Source organism: Pseudomonas sp. SDT291_1_S447 (genome assembly GCF_054070155.1).
The window spans coordinates 1-18,352 of sequence record NZ_JBSVXS010000107.1; the positions used below are offsets into that span (position 1 = coordinate 1).

15 protein-coding genes and 1 riboswitch are annotated in these 18,352 nt (G+C 60.3%); of the genes, 13 read left to right on the forward strand and 2 right to left on the reverse strand.

Going from position 1 to position 18,352, the window contains the following annotated elements; translation table 11 throughout:
- Nucleotides 1-95 precede the first annotated feature (95 nt).
- A riboswitch (cobalamin riboswitch) is annotated at nucleotides 96-307 on the forward strand.
- Nucleotides 308-406: 99 nt separating this feature from the next.
- From cobW to ACW9IR_RS23625, 6 genes are all read left to right on the forward strand, one after another.
- On the forward strand, nucleotides 407-1,480 hold the full coding sequence (gene cobW, locus ACW9IR_RS23600) for a cobalamin biosynthesis protein CobW (protein WP_034154301.1): 1,074 nt from the start codon (nucleotides 407-409) through the stop codon (nucleotides 1,478-1,480).
- Between the two features lie 3 nt (nucleotides 1,481-1,483).
- Nucleotides 1,484-5,332, forward strand: a complete 3,849-nt coding sequence (cobN, locus tag ACW9IR_RS23605; protein ID WP_457465239.1) for a cobaltochelatase subunit CobN — start codon at nucleotides 1,484-1,486, stop codon at nucleotides 5,330-5,332.
- Nucleotides 5,333-5,570: 238 nt separating this feature from the next.
- Complete coding sequence (locus tag ACW9IR_RS23610) at nucleotides 5,571-6,572, forward strand: ATP-binding protein (RefSeq protein ID WP_457465240.1); 1,002 nt, start codon at nucleotides 5,571-5,573, stop codon at nucleotides 6,570-6,572.
- A 53-nt stretch (nucleotides 6,573-6,625) separates the two neighbouring features.
- Nucleotides 6,626-7,237 carry a vWA domain-containing protein gene (locus tag ACW9IR_RS23615; protein ID WP_457465241.1) on the forward strand — a complete coding sequence of 204 codons (612 nt, stop codon included), beginning with the start codon at nucleotides 6,626-6,628 and terminating at the stop codon, nucleotides 7,235-7,237.
- A gap of 175 nt (nucleotides 7,238-7,412) precedes the next feature.
- Nucleotides 7,413-9,059, forward strand: a complete 1,647-nt coding sequence (locus ACW9IR_RS23620) for a phospholipase D-like domain-containing protein (protein WP_457465242.1) — start codon at nucleotides 7,413-7,415, stop codon at nucleotides 9,057-9,059.
- A 346-nt stretch (nucleotides 9,060-9,405) separates the two neighbouring features.
- A complete protein-coding gene (locus ACW9IR_RS23625; RefSeq protein ID WP_150731083.1) occupies nucleotides 9,406-10,965 on the forward strand; it encodes a TerC family protein in 1,560 nt (519 codons plus the stop codon).
- Between the two features lie 158 nt (nucleotides 10,966-11,123).
- Here ACW9IR_RS23625 and ACW9IR_RS23630 read toward each other — a convergent pair whose 3' ends face one another.
- Together ACW9IR_RS23630 and ACW9IR_RS23635 are read right to left on the reverse strand one after the other, a co-directional pair.
- On the reverse strand, nucleotides 11,124-11,555 hold the full coding sequence (locus tag ACW9IR_RS23630; protein WP_102901909.1) for a thioredoxin family protein: 432 nt from the start codon (nucleotides 11,553-11,555) through the stop codon (nucleotides 11,124-11,126).
- A gap of 91 nt (nucleotides 11,556-11,646) precedes the next feature.
- Nucleotides 11,647-12,051 (reverse strand): hypothetical protein, encoded by a 405-nt coding sequence (locus tag ACW9IR_RS23635; RefSeq protein WP_102901908.1) that lies wholly within the window; start codon nucleotides 12,049-12,051, stop codon nucleotides 11,647-11,649.
- A gap of 424 nt (nucleotides 12,052-12,475) precedes the next feature.
- Between ACW9IR_RS23635 and ACW9IR_RS23640 the strand changes: the two genes are divergently transcribed.
- The 7 genes from ACW9IR_RS23640 (at nucleotide 12,476) to ACW9IR_RS23670 (ending at nucleotide 18,246) form a co-directional block, all read left to right on the forward strand.
- On the forward strand, nucleotides 12,476-13,324 hold the full coding sequence (locus ACW9IR_RS23640; protein ID WP_457465243.1) for a transporter substrate-binding domain-containing protein: 849 nt from the start codon (nucleotides 12,476-12,478) through the stop codon (nucleotides 13,322-13,324).
- Between the two features lie 51 nt (nucleotides 13,325-13,375).
- Nucleotides 13,376-14,038: an amino acid ABC transporter permease gene (locus tag ACW9IR_RS23645; protein ID WP_003225455.1), complete on the forward strand. Its 663-nt coding sequence runs from the start codon at nucleotides 13,376-13,378 to the stop codon at nucleotides 14,036-14,038.
- Between the two features lie 9 nt (nucleotides 14,039-14,047).
- Nucleotides 14,048-14,710, forward strand: a complete 663-nt coding sequence (locus tag ACW9IR_RS23650; protein WP_457465244.1) for an amino acid ABC transporter permease — start codon at nucleotides 14,048-14,050, stop codon at nucleotides 14,708-14,710.
- Complete coding sequence (locus ACW9IR_RS23655) at nucleotides 14,707-15,498, forward strand: amino acid ABC transporter ATP-binding protein (RefSeq protein WP_073474746.1); 792 nt, start codon at nucleotides 14,707-14,709, stop codon at nucleotides 15,496-15,498. Before ACW9IR_RS23650 ends, ACW9IR_RS23655 begins: the two co-directional genes overlap by 4 nt.
- Before the next feature lie 29 nt (nucleotides 15,499-15,527).
- The gene (locus tag ACW9IR_RS23660) at nucleotides 15,528-15,917 is read left to right on the forward strand and encodes a RidA family protein (RefSeq protein WP_007912330.1); all 390 of its coding nucleotides are present in this window, start codon (nucleotides 15,528-15,530) and stop codon (nucleotides 15,915-15,917) included.
- A gap of 310 nt (nucleotides 15,918-16,227) precedes the next feature.
- Entirely contained in the window at nucleotides 16,228-16,992 is a 765-nt protein-coding gene (locus tag ACW9IR_RS23665; RefSeq protein WP_110719165.1) for an IclR family transcriptional regulator, read from the forward strand.
- Between the two features lie 39 nt (nucleotides 16,993-17,031).
- Nucleotides 17,032-18,246 (forward strand): amino acid deaminase, encoded by a 1,215-nt coding sequence (locus ACW9IR_RS23670; RefSeq protein WP_457465245.1) that lies wholly within the window; start codon nucleotides 17,032-17,034, stop codon nucleotides 18,244-18,246.
- The last annotated feature ends 106 nt before the right edge of the window (nucleotides 18,247-18,352 follow it).

Here is an 18,352-nt window from a genome sequence, read left to right on the forward strand (position 1 = left end):
CTGTAAGAGCGAAACCGCCAGCGGCAGCACCCGCAGCAACGGATATGCCCCCAAAACCAAAACTCAACGCCCATTGACCCACCCTTAGACGATGCGTAGCCTTGCGCTTTCGAGGTTCTTCGGCCGCTGCCGAAGCTAAGAAGGGAACGCGGTCAATGCCGCGGCTGCCCCCGCAACTGTGAACGGTGATGTTCGCTGCCACGCCACTGCCAGCTCAACCCATGAGCCAGCGGGAAGGCGCAGCGAATGCCAGGCCCAGCGCCTGAACGCCGTCAGCCAGGAGACCTGCCTCGTCACAGATTCTCACTACAACCGGGCGGGGTGATCCGGTGGCGAACTCTCCGGGCACGCACGTGCGCTGCCGGTTCTCGTCCCGTATGCCCGCCGCTTGCCAAAGGGCATACCGATGAAAACACTGGCCAAACTACCCGTCACCATCGTCACCGGCTTCCTCGGTTCGGGCAAAACCACGCTGCTGCGGCACATGCTCGACAACGCTCAGGGCCGTCGTATCGCGGTGATCGTCAACGAGTTTGGCGAGTTGGGCATCGACGGTGAAATCCTCAAGCAATGCACCATCGGTTGCACCGAAGAAGAAGCCACCGGCCGCGTTTACGAACTGGCCAACGGCTGCCTGTGCTGCACCGTTCAGGAAGAATTCTTCCCGGTGATGCGCGAGCTGGTTGCGCGTCGCGGCGACCTCGACCACATCCTCATCGAAACCTCGGGCCTGGCCCTGCCAAAACCGCTGGTGCAAGCCTTCCAGTGGCCGGAAATCCGCAGCGCCTGCACCGTTGACGCAGTGATCACCGTGGTCGACAGCCCGGCCGTGGCCGCTGGCACCTTCGCTGCATTCCCGGATCAGGTCGATGCCCAGCGCAAACTCGATCCGAACCTCGACCACGAATCGCCGCTGCACGAACTGTTCGCCGACCAACTGGCCAGCGCCGACCTCGTCATCCTCAACAAGGCCGACCAGACCAGCCCGGAAGATCTCGCTCGCGTGCGCGCTGAAGTCGCCGAAGAGCTGCCGCCGGCGGTGAAAATCATCGAAGCCAGCAACGGTCGTCTGCCACTGGACGTGTTGATCGGCCTCGGCGCCGGTTCCGAAGAACACATCGACAGCCGTCACAGTCATCACGATCACCACCATGGTGAAGGCGATGACGATCACGATGACCACGATCACGACGCCTTCGATTCGATCTCCATCGAACTGCCGCAAGCCGACGAAAGCCTGCTGCTCGACGCCCTGACGCAACTGGTGGTCAAGCACGGCATCCTCCGCGTCAAAGGTTTCGCCGCCATTCCAAACAAACCAATGCGCCTGTTGATCCAGGGCGTGGGCACGCGTTTCGACAAGCATTTCGACCGTCAGTGGGGCGCCGATGAAGCGCGCGTGACGCGTCTGGTGTTGATCGGTCAGGAACTCGACGCCGCCCAACTCGAAGCGCAACTGCGCGCTGCGCTCAGCGTTTAAACCATGCACCTGCTCAGGACTCAGCCCGGCGGTTTCGTCTCGGATGACAACATTGCCGACCTTGGCCAAACCCCCGCCGAGCTGGTGATCCTGTGCAGCGGCGACTCCAGCCTCGCGCTGCTCGCCGAAGCGGCGCAGCAGTTACCGGAAGATTATCCGAGCCTGCGTCTGGCCAATCCTATGCAGGTGCAGAATCACGCTTCGGTCGATCTGTACGTCGATGAAGTGCTGCGCCACGCCAAGGTGATCCTGATTTCGCTGCACGGTGGCATCGCCTATTGGCGCTATGGCGTCGAGCGTCTGATCGAGTTGTCCGAGCGTGGTGTGCAGGTGATTCTGGTACCGGGCGATGACCGTCCCGATCCGGAGCTCAGCGACTTGAGCACCGTCAACGCGGTGGATCGTGATCGACTCTGGCAGTTCCTGCGTCAGGGCGGTCTGGGCAATGCGCTGGATTTTTTCCGTTGTCTGGCCAACCGTTGGCTCGCCCGTGATTACGCTTGGGACGAACCGCAAACCCTGCCGCGCACGGCGATTTACCATCCACAAAAAACCACCGCCGCACTGAGTGACTGGCAAGCCGAATGGCTGCCCGAGAACCCGGTCGCGGCGGTGTTGTTTTACCGCTCGCATTTGCAAGCGGCGAACACCGCGTTCATCGATGTTTTCTGCCAGCGCTTGCAGGCAGCGGGGTTGAATCCGCTGCCGATCGCGGTGGCCAGTCTGAAAGAACCCGGCTGCCTGGCGGTGGTCGAGGATTGGCTGGATGAAGTCGAGGCGGGGGTGATTCTCAACACCACCGGTTTCGCCCAATCCAGCCCTGAAGCACCGCACTTGCGACCGTTTCGCCGCAATATCCCGGTGATTCAGGCGATCTGCGCGCAGGACAACGAGCCCGGCTGGCGCGACAGCGAGCAAGGCCTCGGCCCGCGCGATCTGGCGATGCATATTGCCTTGCCGGAGCTCGACGGGCGCATCATCAGCCGACCGATCAGCTTCAAGGATCTGGCCTGGCGCAGTGAGCGGAGTCAGTCCGATGTGGTCTGCTACCGCGCGCAACCCGAGCGCATGGATTTCGTCGCTGAACTGGCGCGGCGCTGGATTGATCTGGCGCGAGTACCGAATGGCGAAAAACGCATCGCGCTGATCCTCGCCAACTACCCGACCCGCGATGGGCGCATCGGCAACGGCGTCGGTCTCGACACCCCGGCGGCGGCGCTGAACATCCTGCGGGCATTGCAAGCCGAGGGCTATCCGATCACGGCAGAACTGCCGGGCAGCGGCACCGAGTTGATCCAGCAATTGCTCGGCGGCGTCAGCAACGATCTCGACACCATTGATCTGCGTCCGTGCCAGCAAAGCCTGGCGATGGACGCTTACCTGACGATGTTCAACGCGCTGCCCGAAGTCAATCGTGCAGCAGTGGTTGCGCGCTGGGGTACGCCAGAAAAGGATCCAATGTGCCGCGACGGGCGGATGATGATCGCCGGCATTCGCTTCGGCCAGACCTTCGTCGGCATCCAGCCGGCACGCGGTTATCAGGTCGATCCGAGCGCGGTCTATCACGACCCGGATCTGGTCCCGCCGCACGCTTATCTGGCGTTCTATTTCTGGTTGCGCAACACCTACGGCGCGCACGGCATGATTCACGTCGGCAAGCACGGCAACCTCGAATGGCTGCCGGGCAAAGGCGTCGGGCTTTCGGAAAACTGCTGGCCGGATGCGTTGCTCGGGCCGCTGCCGAATATCTACCCGTTTATCGTCAACGACCCGGGTGAGGGCGCGCAGGCCAAACGACGCACCCAAGCGGTGATCATCGACCACCTGATGCCGCCGCTGACCCGTGCCGAAACCTACGGCCCGCTGCGCAATCTGGAGCTGCTGGCCGACGAGTATTACGAAGCGCAACTGCTCGATCCGCGCCGCGCCCGCGAGTTGCAGCGCGACATTCTGCAACTGGTGCGGGAGACGCAGATCGACCGCGAACTGCAACTCGATGCCGCTCTGGACAGTGATTCCGATGCGGCGATCTGGTTGCCGCGCCTCGATACGTATTTGTGTGATTTGAAGGAATCGCAGATTCGCGATGGCTTGCACATTTTTGGCGAGTCACCGAGCGGGCGATTGCGCATTGATACGTTGCTGGCGCTTCTGCGTATTCCACGCGGAGACGGCAAAGGCGCGCAATCAAGCCTATTGCGAGCACTCGCCAAAGCGTTCGAACTCGGTTTCGATCCACTCGACTGCGCGCTGGCCGATCCATGGACAGGCCCGCGTCCCGAGGCGCTGCAATCGCAAAGCGAGGAAGTCTGGCGCACTGCCGGCGACACCCGCGAACGCCTGGAACTGTTCGCTTCGAACCTAATCTCCCAAACACTACAAATCCCCTGTAGGAGTGAGCCTGCTCGCGATAGCGGAGTGTCAGCCAACATTGATTTAACTGAAACACCGCCATCGCGAGCAGGCTCACTCCTACAAAGACCGCGTTGGGCTGAAGTCAGTGCAATTATCGAGAATCTGCGCGAAGTCGTCGCCCCACGCCTGGACGCTTGCGGCCCAGCGGAAATGCGCGGCCTGCTCGACGCCCTCAGCGGCCGCTTCGTCCCCGCCGGCCCGAGCGGCGCGCCCAGCCGTGGTCGCCTCGACGTGCTACCGACCGGACGCAATTTTTACTCGGTCGACGTGCGCAACCTGCCGACCACCACCGCGTGGCGCATCGGTTTCCAGTCAGCGACGTTGATTCTTGAGCGACACCTGCAAGACCACGGCGATCACCTGCGCCAGCTCGGTTTATCCGTGTGGGGCACCGCGACCATGCGCACTGGCGGTGACGACATCGCCCAGGCCATGGCGTTGATGGGCGTACGCCCGGTGTGGGCGACTGGCAGTCAGCGTGTCGATGATTTCGAGATTCTGCCGCTGAGCCTGCTCGACCGCCCGCGCGTCGATGTCACGCTGCGGGTTTCCGGATTTTTCCGCGATGCGTTTGCCAATTTGATCCGCCTGTTCGACGCGGCGGTGCAGGCAGTGGCAGCGCTGGACGAGCCGGATGATCTCAATCCGCTGGCGGCGAAAGTACGAGCCGAGCGCGAGGCACTGCTGCAGTCGGGCGTCGATGAGGACACCGCACGGCGTCAGGCCGGTTGGCGCATTTTCGGTGCCAAACCCGGCGCTTATGGCGCAGGTGTGCAGGGCGCCATCGACGGCCGTTTGTGGCAGACCCGCGACGATCTGGCGGAGGTCTATTTGAACTGGGGCGCTTACGCCTATGGCGGCTCCGATGAAGGCACCGCTGCGCGTGAGCAATTCGTCCAGCGCCTGAGCCAGGTGCAAGCGGTGCTGCAGAATCAGGACAATCGCGAGCACGACTTGCTTGATTCCAACGACTACTACCAGTTTCAGGGCGGTATGCTCGCAGCGGTGGAAAGCTTGCGCGGCGAAGCGGCGTCCAGTTATCACGGCGATCACAGCCAACCGGATCTGCCGAAGATTCGCACGCTGAAAGAAGAGCTGAACCGGGTGATCCGCTCGCGGGCGGCCAATCCGAAATGGATCGACGGGGTCAAGCGCCACGGCTATAAAGGCGCGTTCGAAATGGCGGCGACGGTTGATAACCTGTTTGCGTTTGATGCCACCACGCAGTTGATCGATGACCACCAGTACGCTTTGCTGGCCGATGCTTATTTGCTGGATCCTGCGACTCGGGAATTTGTTCGTGAGCATAATCCGCATGCGTTGCGGGACATGACTGAGCGGATGCTTGAGGCGCAGCAGCGCGGGATGTGGCAGGAGCCGGGGGCTTATAAAGAGGCGTTGGAGAATCTGCTGCTGGATATTGAGGAAGATATGTAGCGTCCTCAGGAAAGTCACCCCCTCACCCCAGCCCTCTCCCCCAAGGGGGCGAGGGGGAAAGGGAGCCGATTTGTGTGCTGTTCAGAATGGAAGTCAACTCGATAATTCAGGTCGGCGTAACTCGCCAGAACACCTCGGTCAGTTCCCTCTCCCTCTGGGAGAGGGCTAGGGTGAGGGCTACCCCGACTGACACACCACCACACCAAGAACACCCAAGACCACGACAGAGAAAACCAAAATGACCGACATCCCACATTTCCCGCTTTCCGCCGTGGTCGGCGCCGATGACCTGAAACTCGCCCTGTGCCTCACCGCCATCGACCCGAAAATCGGTGGCGTGCTGATCGAAGGCCCGCGCGGCATGGCCAAATCCACCTTGGCCCGTGGTTTGGCCGACCTGCTCGCCAGCGGTCAATTCGTCACCTTGCCACTGGGCGCTACCGAAGAACGTCTGGTCGGCACCCTCGACCTCGACGCCGCCCTCAGCGAGGGCCGCGCGCAGTTTTCGCCAGGCGTACTGGCCAAGGCTGACGGCGGCGTGCTCTACGTCGATGAAGTCAATCTGCTGCCCGATCATTTGGTGGATCTGCTGCTCGACGTTGCCGCCAGCGGCACCAACCTGATCGAGCGTGACGGTATCTCCCATCGGCATTCGGCGAAGTTCGTGTTGATCGGCACCATGAACCCGGAAGAGGGCGAGTTGCGTCCGCAGTTGCTCGACCGCTTCGGCTTGAACGTTGCCCTCAGTGGCCACACGGCACCGACCGAGCGCGGGCAGATCATCCGTCGGCGACTGGATTTCGACAGCAACCCGCAAGCGTTCTGCGCGCAGTGGGAAACCGAACAACAAAACCTGCGCGCGCGTTGCGAACACGCTCGCGGCGCCTTGGCCAATATTGCGCTGGACGATGCCGCACTCGCGCAGATCACTGAGCGTTGTTTCGCCGCCGGAGTCGATGGTTTGCGTGCCGACCTGGTCTGGTTGCGCGCGGCGCGTGCCCACGCGGCATGGCGCGGGGCTGAGGAGATTGGCGAAGAGGACATCGACGCCGTGGCCGAGTTTGCCCTGCGCCATCGGCGTCGCGAGCAAGCGCCATCGAGCCCGCAGCAACCTGCCCAGTCGCCAGCCGAAACCCAGGCCTCGTCGAGCGAAGGGCAGGGCCAGTGGGGCGATATGCCAGCGCCCGCGCTCGCCACGGGCGTCCGCCGCGAAGTGCCGAGCTGGCCAAAAAAGCCTTAGGCATTCGCCCCCGCTCCGACGCGGGGGCGAATGCCAGACCCCGCGCCGGACAGTTGGACAACGGACGCCAGGGCAAGCGTCATACCGCGCGCAGCGGCACGGTGAACTGGCCGGGCACGTTGCTCAACGGGCGTCCTCGAACCCGTGAAGATCTGCTGTTCCAACTGCGCACACGTTCGCCGCATGAACTGTGGCTGGTGATCGTCGACGCCTCAGCCTCGACGCGGCGTCATCACGCTTTGAGCGATGCCAAAGGTCTGCTCGCGCAACTGTTCGATGACGCCTATCGCCAGCGCGCGCGCCTCGCATTATTGACGGCCAGTGGCTCGGCGCCGAAATGGCAGGTGCAGGGGTTGAAGGCGTCCAGTGGTTTGCGCGTCTGGCTGGAGGCATTGGGTGCCGGTGGCGGCACGCCGTTACTGGCGGCACTGGTGCAGGCCGAGCAATGGCTGGCGGTGCGACGCAAGCGTTTTCCCGCCGAGCAGCAGCGGTTGCTGGTGGTGACCGATGGACGTTTGAAACAGTGGTCGGGACTAGCGGCGCTGGCGTGTCCGGGGTTGCTGATCGATATCGAGCGCGGGCCGATCCGGTTGGGTCGGGCACGGGATCTGGCTGAGGCGCTGGGATCAGAGTATCGACATATCGATGAGCTGATTTCTCTCTGATACCTTCTGTGTCTGGTCGGGCCTCATCGCGAGCAGGCTCACTCCTACATTTGGAAAGCGTTCCCCTGTAGGAGTGAGCCTGCTCGCGATTGCATCGATCCGGTCTAGAGCCGAACACTCAAAACCCGCATCACTGCTCTATGCTGCACCCCAGCCCAATCACAAGGAGTGAGCGATGCGCGTACTGGTCAAAAATCCCGCGGACGATTTCCGCGTCAAAGCCTACGCCGGTACCAACGGCGTGCTACTGGCCATGGATCTGGCCGAACCGCGGCGCAAGGGCCTGCTGGGATTTGCCATCGAAAAGCAGCAGGGCGCCAAACCGTGGTTGTTCCTGTTCAACAGCCTGACATTCCCTGGCAAGGCGCACACGTTTCCCCAGTTCCACGCCACACCGAGCGATATCGCACCACTGCAGAAATTTCGCTGGGCCGATTACGCGGTCAATCCGGGCATGACCCTTCACTATCGCGTGCATCTGGCCTACGGCACTGCGGATGCCGTGCAGCTGGGCGAGTCGCTGCAGCTGACGATCACCTCCGATGACGGTCACCCAAGCAATCAAAGCGTGATGTTCAATCGTGCTGTCGCCGCCAGTCAGGCCTTCCAGCGCAAGTTTCCCGAACTGGACGCACTGATCAGCGCCAACAAGCACATGCCCATCGAAGCTTGGCCCGACGCGCCACGGCAATGGCTGGAAAACGGCTTGCTCGCACGCTTGCTCGGGTTTATCGAGCGTGCGGTCGATGACCAGTGGGCGCTTGATATCGCGATTTACGAGTATCAGTTGCAGGCGATCGTCGACGCGGTGAATGCGGCGTTCGCGCGGGGTGTGCAGGTTCGGGTGCTGTATCACGCCCGACCGGATGATGAAGACACCACGATCAACGAAGCGAGCCTGGCGGCACTGCCTTCCGCGACCAAGCGCGGGCGAGTGACCCACAATATCTTTCACAACAAATTCATGGTCCTCAGCCGCGTCGGCGTCAGTGGGGAGCAGCAGCCTGAAGCGGTTCTGTGTGGCAGCACCAATTTCACCGCCAACGGGGTTTATCGTCAGGCCAACGTGGTGCATGTGCTGGACGACGAGTCGGTTGCTGCCAGTTATCTGCAGACGTTCGAGCAGATCTGGGTGCAGCCGGATGATCTCGGCGCCACCCGTGACTGGTTGACTGAACACAACCCGATGAATCCGCAGCAACCGTTGTTCGCCGGGTTCTCACCGCGTACCGGTGGGGCTGATCTGCAGGAGTTTGTGCGGATCATCGGTGCGGCGAAAAAGGACGTGCTGTTCGTCACGGCGTTCTCGCTGCCGGACGCGGTCCTCAATGCCTTGCTGGGTCAGCCTCACGACGACATTTTGCGCTATGGCCTGCAAAACACTGCCAGTCGCATCACCGGCTTCCATGCCGACCGCAGCGCCGAATTCGCCGCCACTGCGTTGCTCAACACCGGGCTCGAAGGCTGGTTGCGCGAGAACATGAAAGGTCAGAAAGGCAACCTGCTGGTGCACACCAAAGCGGTGGTCACCGATTTCACCAGCGACTCGCCGACGATCATCAGCGGCAGCCACAACCTCAGTGCCTCGGCCAGCAATGGCAACGATGAAAATTACCTGATCATTCGCGGCGACACCGATCTGGCCGATCGATATGGTCTGGAACTGCTGCGGTTCTACGAGCATTACCGCTTCCGTTATTTCGCGAAGAAACTGGCGTTGAAACAGGTAAGTCCATTGGCGCCGGACGACAGCTGGACCAATGATTACTACCTCGAAGGGGATTTGCGCCAGCTCTCGCGGTTGCGCTTCGCCGGCCGCTGACACGAAGTTGCAATACGCCCCCTGTAGGAGTGAGCCTGCTCGCGATGAGGCCAGCACAATCAACACATCTCTCCAGACTGTACAGATTTTGAAATGATTTGCCGCTGTAGGAAATGTTCCCAAAGCCTGTACGCTCCAAGGCCATTTTTCATTCAGGATTTGCATGAACACCCTCTCGGAGCCTCCCAGTCGCACCTTCCCCTCGCGCCATGGCGCGGTCTTGACGCACTCGCAACATCCGGTTTTCCGACACCCGACTATCGTAGATAACGCGGCCCCAGAGCCTTCGCGTTGCGCTTTGCCGTGTCCGGCAGCCTGAATTCACCGAGAGAGATAGAGACGTTTTATGGAATGGTTAGCGGATCCCACGGCCTGGTTAGGCTTGTTGACTTTGATCGTGCTGGAACTGGTGCTGGGTATCGACAACCTGGTGTTCATCGCAATTCTGGCGGACAAACTGCCACCGCATCAGCGTGACCGTGCGCGGATCATCGGCCTGTCGCTGGCGCTGATCATGCGTCTTGGCCTGCTGGCGAGTATTTCCTGGTTGGTGACCCTCACGCAGCCGTTGTTCGAGGTGTTCGACAAGAGCTTCTCCGGCCGTGACCTGATCATGCTGTTTGGTGGTGTGTTCCTGTTGTTCAAAGCGACCATGGAATTGCACGAGCGCCTTGAAGGCCACATCGGTGAGCGCACGACCAACGCTGCTTATGCCTTGTTCTGGCCGATCGTCGCGCAGATTGTGGTGCTCGACGCAGTGTTCTCGCTGGACGCGGTGATTACCGCCGTGGGCATGGTCGATGAGCTGGCGGTGATGATGATCGCGGTGATCATCTCGATCGGCTTGATGATTGTCGCCAGCAAGCCGCTGACGCGCTTCGTCAACGCGCACCCGACGGTGATCATGCTGTGTCTGGGCTTCCTGATGATGATCGGTTTTGCCCTGACGGCCGAAGGTCTGGGCTTCCACATTCCGAAAGGTTATCTGTACGCCGCCATCGGTTTCTCGATTCTGATTGAAGTGTTCAACCAGATCGCCCGGGCTCGACGCAAGCGTTCGATGCAAGGCTTGCGACCGATACGCGAGCGCACGGCTCATGCGGTCATGCGCTTGCTGGGCGGGCGCAAACTGGCGGCGGAGGAGGTTGGCGAGGAAATTTCCGATCTGCTCGACGACGGTGACGCGCCAATTGCCGAACTGTTCGACCGGCGCGAGCGGGTGATGATCAGCGGCGTACTGCAACTGGCCGAGCGCCCGATTCGCGGGCTGATGACCGTGCGCGCCGATGTCGACACGATTGATCTGGCCGATGATCGCGAGGCGATTCGTACCCGCTTGATGCACTCGTCCTATTCGCGTCTGCCATTGATTCGCAACGGTGCGGTGGATGAGCCCCTGGGCTTCGTGCACAAGAAGGAACTGCTCAAGGAATACCTGGCCGGCACCGAGCCGAACCTGGAACACCTGGCGCGCAAGACCATCAATTTGCTCGACAGCTATTCGATCCTCAACGCACTGGAGCAAATGCGCGCCGCCTCGACGCACATTGCTTTTGTGGTCAACGAGTTCGGTGATTTTGTTGGTGTGTTGACCATGACCGACATCCTCGAATCGATTGCCGGTGAGTTGCCCGATGCCAGCGAAATCGAAGGCCCCGACGTGGTCGAGGAGCACGGCGGGTTTATGGTCAGTGGTGCGTTGAACCTTGCGCGTGTGCGTCAACGCACCGGGTTTGGTGCAGAACCCACCGAGGACTATCAGACCATGGCCGGGTTGGTGATGAGCTTGCTGGATCGATTGCCGGTGATCGGTGATCGTCTGGAACTTGAAGGCTGGCACATGACGGTCAAAGCCGTTGAGGAACGGCGGGTGACGCGGGTGTTGTTGGTGCGTGCTGCCGCGTAATACTTGCGTTCTCTACTAACTGTGCCGGCCTCTTCGCGAGCAAGTTCGCTCCCACATTGGAACGCGTTTCAAATGTGGGAGCGAGCCTGCTCGCGAATGCTTGGGTTCAGGCACCGCAGTATTCATTGATGAAAAGTGTAGTTTTTCAGTCCGCATGTTCAACACAGACTTCGCAGGCGTGCCCGAGGAACAGTGCGCAGAGTACGAAATGTTCGACGCAGCCAAGACAGATCATGCGTTCGCTTTCGGGGCGCAGTGGGCACTTTGGTCTTGCCGACATGCTCGGCGAAATCCCGCGCGAGGCTTTCTTCAGTGCCGATGCCTTTGAGTTTTTTCACCAGCCTGCCGTTCTTGTAAAACAGCACGGTTGGCGTCTCGGTCACCAGCGGATGACGTGCAGTTTCGCTGGTATTGAGCATGTAGATATTGGCGCGATGCCGGTATGGCTCGGCCGTCTGGCGAAAAATCGGCCCGGCCCACTCGCAGGCGGGGCAGTACTCGTTAGCGAAATACAGAATCACCGGGCGCCAGGTTTTCAGGGCTTTGCGATAGGTGGCAGGCAAGGCTGCGAAAGGGGTTGTCAAGTCCATTGTAAACTCCCTTTTTCGGACTGCAGTGGTGATGCGTTCACGGAGAAAACGAGCCGTCACGAGATGAAAGCTCGCTTTCAAGAGTATTGGCTCAGAGCAGCTTGGATAGCGTTACATCGCTGAAATAAGAGCCAAGTTCATCAAACGTACCGTCATTGGACTCAACCTTCACCGTGAACTTGAGTGTCGCGAGAGGGGCGTCGAACTCTTGGAACTTGATCGTCCAGCCTTGGTTACCTCCGACGTCAAGTTCAACCGGGTTGCCTGTCGGAAGTGGTTGCACAGTGACGCGGCCAGCATAGCCAGGCAGTGTTTTCATTCTTGCCGAGATCATGAATTTGCCACCGCCCTCGCTGCCCAGGAGAATGTCCTGACTGATGGAGTCAGGAGTCGCGATTATGCAGTGACCATTTACGTAACTGACGTTATTCGGGGTTGTTGCTGTCCAGTGATCGCCCTGATTCGCAAAATCACCATTTTTAATCAGATTGGCCATTTCAAAAGTCCTTATTGAGATTTTAAGTTCGGTTCCTGACCCGTTCGGTCCGGACCAGTAGGCCTATCAATTCACCGGTCAACAACTGTCAACTCTGACAGGTCGAGCCGGAAATCCGATGAGCGGTCACTCGCGCTCAAGCCATTTTCCAAGTCCGATTCAATGCTTTATCTGTGCATCAATCGGTCGCGCACATGCCCTTGGATGTGACGTTACTTCCCAATCGGTTGCCCTCAGTAGCGAAGTTCAAACCTCTATTGGCAATGGTCGCGCGCAGATCCGCGGGCTAACTTGTTGAACCGATTAATGTTTCCGAAGACCTGGGTTTTATTGCCAAAGCTATGGCACACTTTCTGCTGTCTATTCCGTAGTAACAAACCGTGTTCCGGTATAGCGGAATAAACACAATTCTGGAGTGCTTGCCATGCATCGCCGTCCTTCGTTGTTCAAAGCGTGTGTTTTTATTCTTGCGGCTTCGTCCGCTGTCATGGGTATGGCCCAGGCAGCCGACAGCAAGCTCGACAGTGTTCTGGCCCGTGGCAAATTGATTGTCGGCACCGGCAGCACCAATGCGCCGTGGCACTTTCAGGGCGCGGACGGCAAGTTGCAGGGCTTCGATATCGACATCGCGCGGATCGTCGCCAAAGGTCTGTTCAACGACCCGAGCAAAGTCGAGTTCGTGGTGCAGTCGTCCGATGCGCGGATTCCCAATCTGCTCACCGACAAAGTCGACATGAGCTGCCAGTTCATCACCGTTACCGCCAGCCGCGCGCAGCAAGTGGCGTTCACGCTGCCGTACTACCGCGAAGGCGTTGGCCTGTTGTTGCCGAACAACAGCAAGTACAAGGAAATCGAAGATCTGCAAGCCGCCGGCGACAGCGTTACCGTGGCCGTGCTGCAAAACGTCTACGCCGAAGAACTGGTGCATCAGGCCTTGCCGAAGGCCAAAGTCGATCAATACGACAGCGTCGAGCTGATGTATCAGGCGGTGAACTCCGGTCGCGCCGATGCCGCCGCCACCGACCAGTCTTCGGTCAAATACCTGATGGTGCAGAACCCTGGCCGCTACCGTAGCCCAAGCTATGCGTGGAGCCCACAAACCTACGCCTGCGCAGTCAAGCGTGGCGATCAGGACTGGCTGAACTTCGTCAACACCGCGCTGCATGAAGCCATGACCGGCGTTGAATTCCCGACTTATGCGGCGTCGTTCAAACAATGGTTCGGTGTTGATCTGCCTTCCCCAGCCATCGGTTTCCCAGTCGAATTCAAATGATCCCGTGAGAGTGGGGCGATTCCCGTCGCCCCGCTCAAGGTACTGCTGACCATGAACTATCAGTTGAACTTTGCCGCCGTGTGGCGCGATTTCGACACCTTGCTGGCGGGGCTCGGTCTGGGTCTTGAGCTGGCTTTGGTGTCGATCGCCATCGGCTGCGTGATCGGCCTGCTGATGGCGTTTGCCTTGCTCTCCAAGCATCGCGCCTTGCGGGTGCTGGCTTCGGTGTACGTCACGGTGGTGCGTAACACGCCGATTCTGGTGTTGATTCTGTTGATCTACTTTGCCTTGCCAAGCCTGGGCATTCGTCTGGACAAGATTCCCTCGTTCATCATCACGCTGTCGTTGTATGCCGGGGCGTACCTGACCGAAGTCTTCCGTGGCGGTTTACTGAGCATCCCCAAAGGGCAGCGCGAAGCCGGGCTGGCCATCGGCCTCGGCGAGTGGCAGGTCAAGGCCTACGTCACGGTGCCGGTGATGCTGCGCAATGTCTTGCCGGCGCTGTCGAACAACTTCATTTCGCTGTTCAAGGACACCTCGCTGGCCGCCGCAATTGCGGTGCCGGAGCTGACCTATTACGCGCGCAAGATCAACGTCGAGAGCTACCGGGTAATCGAAACCTGGCTGGTGACCACGGCGTTGTATGTCGCGGCCTGTTACCTCATTGCCATGCTGCTGCGTTACCTCGAGCAGCGTCTGGCGATCCGCCGATAGGAGGCTGCGATGTACGAATCTCCGAGTTGGTTACATGAATTGTGGGTCGCGCGTGAGCCGCTGTGGCAGGGCTTTTTGACCAGTGTGCAAGTGTCGGCGCTGGCGATCCTGCTCGGCACGATGCTCGGCGTGGTCGCCGGTCTGGTGTTGACCTACGGCAAGTTCTGGATGCGCGCACCGTTTCGGTTTTACGTCGACCTGATTCGCGGCACGCCGGTATTTGTGCTGGTGCTGGCCTGCTTCTATATGGCGCCGGCACTCGGTTGGCAGATCAGCGCGTTTCAGGCCGGCGCCTTGGGGCTGACGCTGTTTTGCGGCTCCCACGTCGCCGAGATCGTGCGCGGCGCGTTGCAAGCGTTGCCGCGCGGGCAGATGGAAGCGAGCCAGGCCATCGGCCTGACGTTCTACCAATCCCTAGGCTACGTGCTGTTGCCTCAGGCCTTGCGGCAGATCCTGCCGACCTGGGTCAACTCGTCCACTGAAATCGTCAAGGCTTCGACCTTGTTGTCGGTGATCGGCGTCGCCGAATTGTTGCTCAGCACGCAACAGGTCATCGCCCGGAACTTCATGACGCTGGAGTTCTACCTGTTCGCCGGTTTTCTGTTCTTCGTCATCAACTACGGCATCGAATTACTCGGCCGGCACATTGAAAAGCGGGTGGCCCTGCCATGACTCAAGCTCAAGTTGCTTCACAGGATCAGGCGCTGCTGGACATTCGCGGCCTGCACAAACAGTACGGCGCGGTGGAAGTGCTCAAGGGTGTCGACCTGAGCATGCAGCGCGGCAACGTGGTCACGCTGATCGGCTCCAGCGGTTCGGGCAAGACCACGCTGCTGCGTTGCGTGAACATGCTCGAGGAATTCCAGGGCGGGCAGATCCTGCTCGACGGTGAATCCATCGGCTATGACGAGGTCAACGGCAAGCGTGTGCGTCACGCGGAAAAAGTCATTGCCCGCCATCGCGCGATGACCGGCATGGCGTTCCAGCAATTCAACCTGTTCCCGCATCTGACCGCGTTGCAGAACGTCACCCTGGGTTTGCTCAAGGTGAAGAAAATGCACAAGGACGAAGCAGTGGTGCTCGCCGAGAAATGGCTGGAGCGCGTTGGCCTGCTGGAGCGGCGCAATCACTTTCCCGGTCAGTTGTCCGGCGGTCAGCAACAGCGCGTGGCGATTGCCCGGGCGATTGCGATGAACCCGAGCCTGATGCTGTTTGATGAAGTCACTTCGGCCCTCGACCCGGAACTGGTTGGCGAAGTACTTAACGTGATCAAGGGTCTGGCCGAAGACGGCATGACCATGTTGCTGGTGACCCACGAAATGCGTTTTGCCTTCGAGGTTTCGGACAAGATCGTTTTCATGAATCAGGGGCGGATCGAAGAGCAGGGGCCTCCCAAGGAGCTGTTCGAGCGCCCGCAATCGCCGCGTCTGGCCGAGTTTCTCAAGAGCACGCGGTTTTAACTTTCGATTTGTAATCAGGAGAAGTACCCATGAGCATTACGCGTTACGGCACCGGCAGCACCGCCGCTGGCGGCCAGCCCCGTCCATTCGCTCGCGCTGTTGAAGCGGATGGCTGGCTGCATGTTTCCGGCCAGGTGCCGGCCGTGGATGGCGAGATCATTGTCGGCGGCATCGTCGAGCAGACTCACCAGACCATGAAGAACCTGATCGCGATTCTCGAAGAGGCCGGGTATGGCCTCGAAGACGTGGTGCGCGCTGGCGTGTGGCTGGACGATCCGCGGGATTTCAGCAGTTTCAACAAGGTCTTCGGCGAATACTTCAAACCGGAACACGCACCGGCGCGGGCCTGTGTGCAGGCGAGCATGATGGTCGACTGCAAGGTCGAGATCGACTGCATTGCGTACAAGAAAAAGGCTTGAAAATTGCTGCGTTGCTTAGGCCGCAGCCCCTCACCCTAACCCTCTCCCAAGGGAGAGGGGACTGATCTGTATCGATGCGGATTTTGCGTATGACGCTTACATTTACATCGATACGGTCAGGCTCTTTCTCTCTGGGAGAGGGGACTGATCTCTGTCGATGCAGATTTTGGCAAATGACCACAACATGTGCATCGATACGGTCAGGCTCCCTCTCCCTCTGGGAGAGGGCGGGGGGTGAGGGCAGCAATCCAACTGACACAACACCAAGGGCCAGTTACCATCCGGCGACTTTGAATGGGAACCCACTGAAATGACCGAAGACACCATCAAACGCCGGGCACGCGGTCTGGACCGGGCGTTCGATATCCTCGATTTCCTCAAGGAGATCGGCCAGCCGCTGCGCCCGAACGACATCGCCAACGGCATCGGCAGCCCGAAATCCACCGTCTACGAACTCGTCGCCTCGCTGCTGGAACGACGGATTCTGGAGCCAGTGGGCAAGGACGGTCACGTCTATCTGGGCCGGCAGTTGTACTTCCTCGGTCAGGCGCATTTGCGTCACTTCGACCTCAGCCGCGAGGCCGATCACGCCTTGCAGGAGATCGTCAGCCAGACCCGTGAAACCGCGCAGATGTGCCTGCTCAACGGCCGTAAATACACGGTGGCGTTGATGAAGGAGGGCGAGCGGCATTTCCGCATTTCCTCAGACATCGGCGAAAACGCGCCCATCCCGTGGACGGCTTCCGGACGCCTGCTGCTCGCGCACTTGAGCGATCAACAGATCATCGACCTGATCGACGAAGACGACTTCATCCTGCCCGATGGCGAACGCCTGCCTCTGGAACGTTTTCTCGCGGAAATCCGTCAGGCCGGCATCGATGGATTTTTCTCCTTCGACAGCGTCGCCGACACCTTTACCCATTGCTTTGCCGCGCCGGTCAAAGATCCGCAAGGCGTGGCCATTTGCACCTTGTGCATCGTCGCGCCTCGGGCCGACGCGAAGAACAATTACAACGACTATCGCCGGGTGCTGATCGAGAGCGCCAACAGCCTCGCCCGGCGCATCAACGAATAACCGCGGCTGTCTGCGGCCGCGAAAGTGAGGAGTTCGACCATGACGACTGCCAACAAAAACGCTGTGGAAAAGGGCAACGCTGCGATCGGCGCGCACCTGACGCGTGACGTCAGCCTGCCGGCGCTGGTGCTGCATCGCGAAGCGCTGGAGCACAACATCCGCTGGATGCAGAAGTTCGTCAGCGACAGCGGTGCGGAACTCGCGCCCCACGGTAAAACCAGCATGACCCCGGCACTGTTCAAGCGTCAGCTCGACGCCGGTGCCTGGGGCATCACCCTCGCCAGCGCGACCCAGACCCAGGCTGGTTACGCCCACGGCGTGCGCCGCGTGTTGATGGCCAACCAACTGGTCGGCACGCCGAACATGGCATTGATCGCCGATCTGCTGGCTGATCCGTCGTTTGATTTCTACTGCATGGTCGATCACCCGGACAACGTCGCCGATCTTGGCGCTTACTTCGCCTCGCGCGGCGTGAAGCTCAACGTGATGATCGAGTACGGCGTCGTCGGCGGCCGTTGCGGCTGCCGCAGCGAGCAGGAAGTCATCGAACTGGCCAAGGCGATCAACGCGCAACCGGCGTTGGCCCTGACCGGTATCGAAGGTTATGAAGGCGTGATTCATGGTGATCACGCGGTCAGCGGTATCCGCGAATTCGCCGCGTCACTGGTGCGTCTGGCCGTGCAGTTGCAGAACAGCGGCGCGTTCGCCATCGCTAAGCCGATCATCACCGCCTCGGGCTCGGCGTGGTACGACCTGATCGCCGAATCGTTCGAAGCGCAGAACGCCGGCGGGCGTTTCCTCAGTGTGTTGCGTCCAGGCAGTTATGTGGCGCACGACCATGGCATCTACAAAGAGGCGCAATGCTGCGTGCTCGACCGCCGCAGCGATTTGCACGAAGGATTGCGTCCGGCGCTGGAAGTCTGGGCGCACGTGCAGTCGTTGCCCGAGCCAGGCTTTGCGGTGATCGCCTTGGGCAAGCGCGACGTGGCGTACGATGCCGGTTTGCCGGTGCCGTTGTTGCTTTACAAGGCCGGAGTGGTACCAGCGGTGGGCGATGATGTCGGTGCGTGCAAGGTTACGGCGGTGATGGATCAACACGCGTTCATGACTGTGGCGCCGGGCGTTGAGTTGCGCGTGGGTGACATCATTTCCTTTGGTACGTCGCACCCGTGCCTGACGTTCGACAAGTGGCGCGTGGGGTTGTTGGTGGATGACGAGTTGTCGGTGATCGAGAGCATGGAGACCTGCTTCTAGGGTTTGAAACCGAGTCGCGGCCATTCGCGAGCAAGCTCGCTCCCACACTTGGAATGCATTCCCCTGTGGGAGCGAGCTTGCTCGCGAAGGCGCCAGTCCAGACACC

Coding starts and splice junctions, on each gene's coding strand:
- cobW (WP_034154301.1), top strand. CDS start 407: ATGAAAACACTGGCCAAACTACCCGTCACCATCGTCACCGGCTTCCTC.
- cobN (WP_457465239.1), top strand. CDS start 1,484: ATGCACCTGCTCAGGACTCAGCCCGGCGGTTTCGTCTCGGATGACAAC.
- ACW9IR_RS23610 (WP_457465240.1), top strand. CDS start 5,571: ATGACCGACATCCCACATTTCCCGCTTTCCGCCGTGGTCGGCGCCGAT.
- ACW9IR_RS23620 (WP_457465242.1), top strand. CDS start 7,413: ATGCGCGTACTGGTCAAAAATCCCGCGGACGATTTCCGCGTCAAAGCC.
- ACW9IR_RS23625 (WP_150731083.1), top strand. CDS start 9,406: ATGGAATGGTTAGCGGATCCCACGGCCTGGTTAGGCTTGTTGACTTTG.
- ACW9IR_RS23630 (WP_102901909.1), bottom strand. CDS start 11,555: ATGGACTTGACAACCCCTTTCGCAGCCTTGCCTGCCACCTATCGCAAA.
- ACW9IR_RS23635 (WP_102901908.1), bottom strand. CDS start 12,051: ATGGCCAATCTGATTAAAAATGGTGATTTTGCGAATCAGGGCGATCAC.
- ACW9IR_RS23640 (WP_457465243.1), top strand. CDS start 12,476: ATGCATCGCCGTCCTTCGTTGTTCAAAGCGTGTGTTTTTATTCTTGCG.
- ACW9IR_RS23645 (WP_003225455.1), top strand. CDS start 13,376: ATGAACTATCAGTTGAACTTTGCCGCCGTGTGGCGCGATTTCGACACC.
- ACW9IR_RS23650 (WP_457465244.1), top strand. CDS start 14,048: ATGTACGAATCTCCGAGTTGGTTACATGAATTGTGGGTCGCGCGTGAG.
- ACW9IR_RS23655 (WP_073474746.1), top strand. CDS start 14,707: ATGACTCAAGCTCAAGTTGCTTCACAGGATCAGGCGCTGCTGGACATT.
- ACW9IR_RS23660 (WP_007912330.1), top strand. CDS start 15,528: ATGAGCATTACGCGTTACGGCACCGGCAGCACCGCCGCTGGCGGCCAG.
- ACW9IR_RS23665 (WP_110719165.1), top strand. CDS start 16,228: ATGACCGAAGACACCATCAAACGCCGGGCACGCGGTCTGGACCGGGCG.
- ACW9IR_RS23670 (WP_457465245.1), top strand. CDS start 17,032: ATGACGACTGCCAACAAAAACGCTGTGGAAAAGGGCAACGCTGCGATC.